This window comes from Ethanoligenens sp., assembly GCF_047718355.1.
Taxonomy (GTDB): domain Bacteria; phylum Bacillota; class Clostridia; order Oscillospirales; family Ethanoligenentaceae; genus Ethanoligenens.
The window spans coordinates 1-6,006 of sequence record NZ_JBDNLG010000124.1 but is presented as its reverse complement, the minus strand read 5'-3'; the positions used below and the strand labels follow the sequence as shown (position 1 = coordinate 6,006).

Genomic DNA, 6,006 nt, shown 5'->3' with positions numbered 1-6,006 from the left:
AGTAAAGGTAGTAAGCTTTCATATCGATGAATAGCTTAATATATTATTGAATTCTCCAAAAGAAATGCTTGGAGGCTAATCTAAAATGCTTAAATATTGCGAAAAATGTGGCAAAGAAGTGGAGGCACACATTGTAACGAGAGACGAATTGCTGAAAGTAAAGGATTTAAACGTTTCTGTTACTTCTGAAATTTATGTCTGTGATGTGTGTGGAAATGATCTGTGGGATGATAAGAAAGATGATCAAAACCTTAAGAGGACATTTGATGCGTACCGTGAGAAAAAACACTTGCTAACGCCGAACGAAATTAAAACCATAAGGAGCAATTATGGTGTGTCTCAAAGAACTTTCTCAATCATTCTCGGGCTGGGTGAAAAAACTATTACCCGGTATGAGAATGGATCATTGCAGGATATGGCTCAAAATTCATTGATTGTGCTTATGAAAGATCCCAGAAATTTTAAAATCCTCTGGGAACGAGCAAAAACAGAACTGCCTGATCAAGAAAATGCAAAGATCAGCGTATGTATTGACAGCTTAATTAAAGCCTCAGCTGTAATTTCTAATGTTGAAATTCCGCTTTACATGGAAACAGAAACATATGATCAGAATTGCAGCAAGGAGAAGAAAGTTATTTATTATCCTTTTGGATTTGACCGGGAGGAAATGTGATGGGTGTTAATGAAAAAGAAACACAGCAGTTTCCAAAATCCAATTTATGCTTTCTTGGGTATCAAGTTGACAAAATACACTTTGAAGTAAATAAGGAATATAAAGCTATAACCAAAAAAGGGGTTCCTTTACTTCCGTCATTTTCAAGAAAAATTGCCCGTGAAGAGAATGGTGTCTATCAGGTAAAGCTGGAGTTTAAAATATTTCCAGCTGAATCTGATGAAAACATGCCTATTTCTCTTGAAACGTCGATAACTGGAAGATTTGCGTTGCAAAGCGATGATATAAATCTTGTCAGACATAATGCAGTGGCTATACTATTTCCATATTTGCGGTCACTTGTGTCATTTATTACACTTAATGCTAACGTTGCACCACTGGTTTTGCCAATTGTTAATACAACGGAGTTGTTTGATAAATCTGATGATGAAAAGGATGTGGGCGGTAAGACGGATTTGGAGCAGTGAACAATCTCATTTCTGAGAAATATTAACCGATCAAATCGGTTAGATCAACTGGATGAAGGTTGACTGCCCTTGGGGTTTATTGGGGGTTTATTTGGGGTTTGTTTTCACAAAAAACGGCGCGCATTCGCTAAACAATACGAAACATAGATGCTGATAAACCGCATGTCTAAGCGGGTTTACAGCACCACATGAGAAAGCGCAAAAGGTATATAAGCCCTCTCATAACCCGAAGGTCGTAGGTTCAAATCCTGCTCCCGCAACCAGCCGTGTTTACGGTTTCAGATCCCCGGCAGACATAAAGTCCGCCGGGGATTGTTCTATTAGCAAGGTATTCGCTAACGGCGTTGATTTCAACAACTTCATCATCAATCAGAATATTTACGATATATTTTTTCAATGCCTGCCGGATATAGTGAGGATCGACCAGCAAGAGGTCACGGTCACGGGCAAGCTCCTTAATCAGTTCCTCACGCGTAACGGTTGGGGTTGGCTGCGCTGCGGATAGACGATCCCGCAAGATCTTCAGATGTGCTTGGTGTCCGATGATCCGGTTGCGTACCATGTCATTATCAAAGCCGTCTTCCAGCGTATGCATCAGGTTTTCAATTTTTTTCTCGGTTGCGGAAATCTCCCTTTTGACGGCATCAGTGTTGTCCGCGCCGTCATCCTTGCAGGCTTGTAAGATTGCATCTGCTGTGTTTTCAATAAGTTCTCCGTTTAAAATCTCGTCTTTTAAGCAGTTTACAACCAAAGGCTCTATGTCTGCGGCCGCCATGTCTTTGGCGTCGCAGGTGTGGAGCCTTCTTTTGTTCAGGCAAGTGTAATAGCTGTGTTCATAGCCTTTTGAGCTGATGGTGGTGGCACCGCCCCACGCGCCGCCGCATTTCCGGCAGCGGATTAGACCGGAGAGAAGATATTCCCGGTTCACTCGGCTTTTATTGCATTTGTTTTTTTCATTCTCCATAATGCGTTTTTGCACCCTCTCCCATGTCGCTGCATCAATAATCCGGGGAATGGCATCTTCAATCACAATGGCGCTTGGGTTGGCTTGGCCACCAGCCCACTTACCCATCAGTTTGGCTTTCCTCTTGTTCCAGCTATATTGATGGACAACCTTTCAACATAGCACATACAATGTAGTACATCTGAAATTCAACTGAGAGGTACGGCCTTATGTCTTTACCAAGTTTTCCGAATATCAGTCCGGATTTTTCACGTGACGATGCAATAAATTTAATTCTTGCGTCAATCGCTATGGAGGAGCTGGGTTTAAGCCATGTTGTGAATACTGAAGGGGAAAAACTTCAGTATATTATCGGAACCATTCCCGGCATCAGTGGCCCAGGAGCAACTGTTAGTGACGTTTTAGCAGCAAATGACAGCGTCCGTAATGTCCTTGATAGCGCTGTTCAAAACCAACTTTTTTTAAAATCCAAGATGGAAAGTGCTCTATCTTCATCTGTCCTCTCTGGCCCAACTGGTCCAACCGGCGCAACCGGTCCAAGCGGAGGCGCTACTGGTGCAACGGGTGCTACTGGTGCCGACGGTGCAACGGGTGCTACTGGTGCCGACGGTGCAACGGGTGCTACTGGTGCCGACGGTGCAACGGGTGCTACTGGTGCTGACGGTGCAACGGGTGCTACTGGTGCCACCGGCCCCGAGCCTGTACTGGCTTATGGTTATGTTTATACGCCGGTTTCGGGATCGGACTGGGCTGCGGAGGTGGGAAATAGCGTTGTGTTTATGCAAAATGGTCCTCTGGTCGATGTGACGCACACCGTGGAGACCAGTGAAATCAATATTTTGGAGGACGGCAACTATGCGATACACTATACGCTTGTGTTAACAGAGCCGTCAGATATTGTGCTGTCCTTAGCGGTTAACGGCGTGACGGTCGTTTCCACCTCTGTTCCAACTGGTAATGAAGCCGGTGAGTTTTCAGATTCAGCGATTCTTTCCTTGGTAGCAGGAGATGTTGTAACCTTGCACATCGATTAACCGTTGAGAAAAAACACCAAATAGGAGGATACCAAGCATGAATACCCAAACACAGGAAAGCACGGTGAATATCCAGGCTTTCTTTGTTCCTAATCATGGTCAACATCCGCAGGAGGTGCTGTTTGACGCCTCTGCGAAGCATACCCGGTTTTATTTTATGAAATCGCACATCATCCACGCCATGGAGCTTGCCAGGGATGAATCCAATAGGATGCAGGGTGTAGCTTTGTCCATGGGATTTGTGGATGCGAACCCCGAGCTGTCAGTACTGGGTATCGAACCACACGAGGGAAAAGTAAATTATTTTATAGGGAACAACGCGGATAAATGGAAAAGCAATATTCCAACCTATGGGGAACTAACGTACAGCAACGTATGGGAAGGTATTGGCCTTAGCATACGGCACACGGAAAAGGGAATCAAGCTTGACTGGCACGTCGCGCCCGGAACAAATCCAGATACCATCCGGCTCACCTGCGAGGGCGCGGACAGCCTGTCCGTCGGCGACGACGGCAGCCTTGTACTGACCCATGAATACGGCAGAACGTGTGAAGAGGCCCCGGTCGCCTATCAGATGATTGATGGGCGGCGTACGGATGTGCCTTGCGGCTACCGCCTGGACGGGACGCTTTCCTATGGATTCTGGCTTGGCGAAGGCTACGACCCAGACCACGAGCTTATCATCGACCCGCTGTTGCCCTACTCGACGTATTTAGGGGGGAGTGCCTTCGACGTTGGTAATGCCGTAGCGGTAGACGCCGCAGGCTGCGCCTATATTATTGGCTACACGTACTCGGCTGATTTTCCCGTCACGCCGGGGGCGTTTCAAACAGCGCTTCTCAGCAACGGCGCCACGTTCGTTACAAAATTCAATGCGGATGGCAGCCAACTTATCTATTCCACCTATCTTGGGGGGAATACGAATGATACGGAAGGCTACTCAATTGCGATAGACAGCGCCGGTCACGTCTACGTTACCGGGAAAACCCGTTCAACGGATTTCCCCGTTACGCCGGGGGCGTTTCAAACAACTTCGGGGGGCTCATACGACGCCTATATCACCAAGCTTGCACCGGACGGCGCAAGCTTGGTGTATTCCACCTACCTTGGCGGTAGCGGAGACGACACCGGTTATTCCATTCAAGTGGACTTGGCTGGCTCCGCATGTGTGGGCGGCGAAACGAAATCGATGAACTTCCCCATCACACTGGGGGCGTTTCAAACGTCTACAGTCGGATCCGACGGCTTCATCACAAAGCTCTCCACGGACGGCTCGTCGCTTAACTATTCCACGTATCTTGGCGGCAGCAGCCAAACCACCACTGTTGGAATTGCAGTTGACGCGGCAGGCTTCGTATACGCCACGGGGTTCACCGAGTCCTCCGACTTCCCCGTAACCCCCGGCGCGTTCCAGACTGCCTTGAACGGCAGTCTGGATGCGTTTGTAACAAAGTTTTCGATGGATGGTTCCAGTCTCGTTTATTCCACCTATGTGGGAGGCAGCAGCGGCGAAACAGGTAACGCCATCTGTGTAGATGGGCTGGGAAACGCCTATGTGACAGGTCAGACCCAATCAAGCGATTTTCCGATTTCAACCGGCGCGGCGCAAGGCACTTACGGCGGCTTTCAAGATAGCTTTGTGTTCAAGTTGTCGGCCGATGGCTCCACAATGGTTTACAGCACTTATTTAGGTGGTAATAATTTAGAGGAAGGGAACGCAATTGCACTCACTCCCGGCAACTACGCATGCGTAACAGGCGACACAAGTTCACCTGATTTCCCGACAACCCCTTGGGTAAGTCCTACCACCCTGCACGGATACAGGGATGCTTTCCTCACGATTGTATCGGAAAACGGAACCTCTTTTGTTGTTTCCAACTATATAGGCGGGATCAATTACAACAGTGGTAACGGCGTTGCCACCGGTGCGGACGGCAGTATTTATATTGCTGGCACTACAAACTCAAGCAATTTCCCGGTCACGCCGGGTGCGTTTCAAACCACCAATCACGGAAACAACGACGCATTTGTATACCACGCGGGGTTTGTGATGTACGCAAAATCCTCCTTGGTAATAAGTCGACAATAAAGGGCGTCCGCGTTTCTGAATTGCCCCCAAAAAGTTAGACAACAATTTTTTAATCAAGCAACTGATAGGGTTTGTTGCCTGTGTAAAGCGGGTGACAAACCCTTCAGCTTTGGGTAGTGCAGAAAATATTGTGTAAACCTCCAAAGTCAGATAAGATACTGTCCACGTCCTGAAATTTCTCCCGCGCCCTCGGCTTTAAGACGGTAAGTCGCTGGTAAACTAGCTTGTTATCGGCATACTGCTCCCACATGGAGAGAGACTTTTCCAAGTCGTTGATCTGGCGGGCGGTGGCGGCAATCTCGCCGCACAATCCGTAATATTCCGTCTGCATGTTGATCACTTTGGCGTGAAGCTCCTGTATGAAAGAAATGCCGTTTTCCTGCAAAAAGCCGAACAGGGCGGCGTTTTCCTTGAAAGCCTTAACCTTACCCTATCTGGTTGTCGGTTTGACTGCGACCTACGCCTGTTGAAGCTGCTCCCAAATGCTTGGCTTTTTCTCAGGCTGCGCGATGATTTCCCGGTTAACAGTGCCTCTTTCGGTGGCAAGCCCCCGGCGCTCCATCTGCGTGGCCGCGACACCCATGTGTATGGTTGATACCTGTTCGATACTCTGCCAAATATAGCTGCGGTGATCAATTCACTCTGGCCTTCCGATCTGCTCCAACGCTCGGTTACAGACGTCGGCCCACGCCGCCAATCTCCCAGACTCCGTTCCTATTTATCAGTTAACTATCTATAGCCAAATATTATTAATTAGATCTGACTATGCAAGTTTTTAA

General features: G+C 47.7%; 7 protein-coding genes. 4 read left to right on the top strand and 3 right to left on the bottom strand.

Features of this window, described 5'->3' with window-relative positions:
* The first annotated feature begins 85 nt into the window (after positions 1-85).
* The gene (locus tag ABF463_RS13570) at positions 86-673 is read left to right on the top strand and encodes a type II TA system antitoxin MqsA family protein (RefSeq protein ID WP_415534417.1); all 588 of its coding nucleotides are present in this window, start codon (positions 86-88) and stop codon (positions 671-673) included.
* Complete coding sequence (locus tag ABF463_RS13565; protein WP_415534415.1) at positions 673-1,140, top strand: protein-export chaperone SecB; 468 nt, start codon at positions 673-675, stop codon at positions 1,138-1,140. The genes ABF463_RS13570 and ABF463_RS13565 overlap by 1 nt, the downstream gene beginning before the upstream one ends.
* A gap of 241 nt (positions 1,141-1,381) precedes the next feature.
* On the opposite strand, the gene ABF463_RS13560 is transcribed toward ABF463_RS13565, so the two are convergent.
* Positions 1,382-2,212, bottom strand: a complete 831-nt coding sequence (locus ABF463_RS13560) for a recombinase zinc beta ribbon domain-containing protein (RefSeq protein ID WP_415534413.1) — start codon at positions 2,210-2,212, stop codon at positions 1,382-1,384.
* 101 nt (positions 2,213-2,313) lie between these two features.
* On the opposite strand from ABF463_RS13560, the gene ABF463_RS13555 reads away from it, so the two are divergent.
* Complete coding sequence (locus ABF463_RS13555; RefSeq protein WP_415534411.1) at positions 2,314-3,138, top strand: BclA C-terminal domain-containing protein; 825 nt, start codon at positions 2,314-2,316, stop codon at positions 3,136-3,138.
* Positions 3,139-3,175: 37 nt separating this feature from the next.
* A complete protein-coding gene (locus tag ABF463_RS13550) occupies positions 3,176-5,227 on the top strand; it encodes an SBBP repeat-containing protein (protein WP_415534409.1) in 2,052 nt (683 codons plus the stop codon).
* 103 nt (positions 5,228-5,330) lie between these two features.
* On the opposite strand, the gene ABF463_RS13545 is transcribed toward ABF463_RS13550, so the two are convergent.
* Both ABF463_RS13545 and ABF463_RS13540 read right to left on the bottom strand, forming a co-directional pair.
* Complete coding sequence (locus ABF463_RS13545; RefSeq protein WP_415534407.1) at positions 5,331-5,567, bottom strand: hypothetical protein; 237 nt, start codon at positions 5,565-5,567, stop codon at positions 5,331-5,333.
* A 117-nt stretch (positions 5,568-5,684) separates the two neighbouring features.
* Entirely contained in the window at positions 5,685-5,864 is a 180-nt protein-coding gene (locus tag ABF463_RS13540; protein WP_415534419.1) for a MobA/MobL family protein, read from the bottom strand.
* Between the last annotated feature and the right edge of the window lie 142 nt (positions 5,865-6,006).